Source organism: Oleiphilus sp. HI0132, from assembly GCF_001635845.1.
Genome location: NZ_LWGJ01000650.1, coordinates 1 through 3019 on the forward strand (window position 1 = coordinate 1; position 3019 = coordinate 3019).

The 3019-nt window shown below is 42.9% G+C and carries 3 protein-coding genes; 1 reads left to right on the forward strand and 2 read right to left on the reverse strand.

The genetic code is table 11. The annotated features are described in order from the left end of the window. Nucleotides 1-332: hypothetical protein (locus A3766_RS07875; protein WP_231882858.1), on the forward strand; the 332-nt coding region annotated here is incomplete at its 5' end. Nucleotides 333-405: 73 nt separating this feature from the next. Here the strand turns inward: A3766_RS07875 and A3766_RS07880 are convergent. After that, a complete protein-coding gene (locus tag A3766_RS07880; protein ID WP_068506939.1) occupies nt 406-972 on the reverse strand; it encodes a hypothetical protein in 567 nt (188 codons plus the stop codon). A 195-nt stretch (nt 973-1167) separates the two neighbouring features. Next, a complete protein-coding gene (locus tag A3766_RS07885; RefSeq protein ID WP_068506940.1) occupies nt 1168-2616 on the reverse strand; it encodes a malate:quinone oxidoreductase in 1449 nt (482 codons plus the stop codon). Nucleotides 2617-3019: the final 403 nt, after the last annotated feature.

The following is a 3019-nucleotide window of genomic DNA, read 5'->3' on the forward strand; positions in this document are numbered from 1 at the left end:
TTTTACTTGTTTGCGTTCTAGTATTCGGCTCGGGTTCAGTGCTTGCAGATAAACACGGTCGCTCACAGTGGGTAGACATCAGCAGTGACAAAAAACCATTTAACAAGAATTGTGACTACAAAGTTTGGGTTCTTGAAGACAAGGAGTGGGCTGAGACCTGGTACCTAGAAGCATTTGATAGTGAGAATGCTTTTTACACTATCAATCGCCAAAGCAGTATTTGGAGCGATAAAGATGACTTTTATGCACTTAACTACAAAGATAAAACAAAGTTTTTAACTGGCGAAAACTTTATTGAGGTGGTGCCATTCGCATTATGCTTGATGAAGTAAACTAATTATTCTTGGCTATCAAGGCTCGTTCTCAAAAGACTGCAAGCTTCTGAGAACGACCTAGCGTCTAGGGTTATGATAAGACTGTAGATAGATGGACGCTTCCTGAGAAGTCGTTTGTAGACCATTCTTTAAATGCTTTTGCTCCGAGCTTTACTGTATTCTTAGAAGGCGAGTTTGAGCAAGTCACCAAAGCTTGCGAGTAAACTTTACTCACCTCCTTTGCAGAAAAGCCCAGACTCTCTCGAAGCAGCTCCACAATAAGCATATGCCGCTGCTTTGACGACAAGCCATTCATCTTAACGACAAACTCTACTGCCCCAATAAAAAACAAACCAACTTCACTTCGGTTTTCTTGATCCTCAAATACTCGTTTCTCTCCAGCCCCTTGATGAACACTATTAATATGAAACTGAGCAAAATCAATTAATTGGGATGAGAACCCTACAGCGTTACCCTCTTCAGTTTCATGCCTGCTTAGCTGACTTGCACGGTACAGCGACGATACTCTATGTAAGAGCAATAGCATTAAAAAAGCCGCAAGTGCACTGGCCGTTAGTGCCAAATTATCGTACAACAGCCCATAATCTTGCGAGAAAGAGTTCTGTATACCAAGGTTCATCCATATATCATTCGTCATCAAATATTCCTAGTCGTTACAAACAAAGGGGCCTTAAATAAATTCCCGAGGATTGTAACAAGTAAAGGAATGACAAATTATCCCAAAGTGGTAACAACAGGTAACACTGAGGTAAAACCTTGTGAAATAGCCCATAAGACCTAAGGAAGCGGATTGATCATCGGCAAAATCCCTAGGTGTTTGGGCTTGGAGGGCTTATCCGATGCCTAGGGTTTCATTGACATCATCACGGATAGCACGATAGAGCTTAGCGTCCTTTTCCAGCTTTCTGAGGCTGTGAACGGGGAAGATTTCTCGTAATTTGCTATTGCCTTCCTCATCTTCAATCAGGAATGGCATGAGTTGTTCAACCAGTCGCAACATCACTTCAGGTGATACCGACGCCCCCGGCGAGGCACCTAGTAGCGTCCCGTAGGTTTTATCATCAGAGACAATAATCTCGGTGCCCATCTGCAAGTCACCATCTTTAATGATTTGCACTCGCTGACCTGCCGGACTAACCTGCCAGTTGAATTTACTACTTAAACCTGGCGCAAAGTCTTCTAGTTCCTTCAGCATCTTTTCCTTACAAACAAAGGTCTCGGAAATAAGGTACTTCATTAATGGAAAGTGCTCTCGCGCAACATTCAAAAAGTTAGGGATATCATGAAAGCGCATAGACTTTAAGTACTCAAGGAAACCTCGGCCTTTTTCCAGCACCGGCATAAAGGTCGCAAAAGGACCAAACAGCAAGTAATGCTTTCCGTTAGCAGCACGCAAATCCAGATGCGGAACCGACATGGGTGGTGCGCCGACTTTCGCTTTACCGTAAGTTTTTGCAGAGTAGTGTTTAGCGTCTTCTTCACTAATAGGCGCCATCAAGAAGCGACCACCAACAGGGAAGCCTGCAAATCGAGTTCTATCTGGTAAGTGGCTTAGTTTAAGAAGCGGGAATGCGCCTCCACCTGCGGCAACAAATAGCGTGTCGCCTTTAAAGCGCATTTTCTGATCGCCTTTTTGGGTTTCAACTAGCCATTGCTTAACCGGGTTTTTATGAACACGCGTAACATGCGTTCCGTAGTGAAATTCAACCCCTTCCTGCTTTGCCAAATAAGCAGCCATTTGCTCGGTGATCGACTCAAAATTAACATCTGTTCCCGTCGCAATCATGGTCGCAGCCATCTTTTCAGAAGTCGGTCGATTTTCCATGGTATAGGGGATCCATGATTTAATTTCATCATGATCTTCCGAATACTGCATATGCTCAAAATAGTGGTGCTGAGACATTTCTTCAAAACGCAATTTCAGCTCATTGATACTGTCTTCATGAACCAGGGTGCAGTGTTTTGTCGGAACGATAAAGCTTGTAGGGTCTTCGATAATCCCCTTCTTAACCAAATAAGCCCAAAACTGCTTGGCGATATTGAATTGACCGTGTATTGCGAGTGCCTTTTCGACTTCGATAATATCCTCATCGACCGGCGTATAGTTCAATTCACAATTTGCTTCATGGCCTGTTCCCGCGTTATTGAATACGCTGGAGTTGCTTTTGGCTGGCCCAGAAAGGCGCTCTATGATGGTTATTTTAAGCTTCGGGTTCAGTTCTTTCGCTAGGGTGGCAAAGGTAATTCCCATTATCCCTGCGCCGACAATTACTACATTCATATAATACTCTTGCTTGTAAGCGTGGTTTAAACTTGATACGAGGAGAAGAGTCAGATTTGGCTTGTTTGAGGGTCACCCAAAGTAATGCCAAGATGTTTTTATGATGAGACTACAACACCTGATTTGCCGGTTGAGCTCGATGATAACGAGTTACCGGATTTTACCGGGCGCTATTTTATACAAATATCTGGCCTTTTTCGAGTGATTTGTATCCAAGACATAAAGCACCACTGCTTAACCGAAGCTAAAAAATCATGTTATCTATCAATTAAACTTAAGAGAAAATTCACCTTAGCAACAATTGGCACTGCAGCACCGATAAGATTACTATATAAAAAACAATAAGAGAGTTATCCAAAATGAAAACCTACCAAAGCTTCAAAGAATTCTACCCTTACTACCT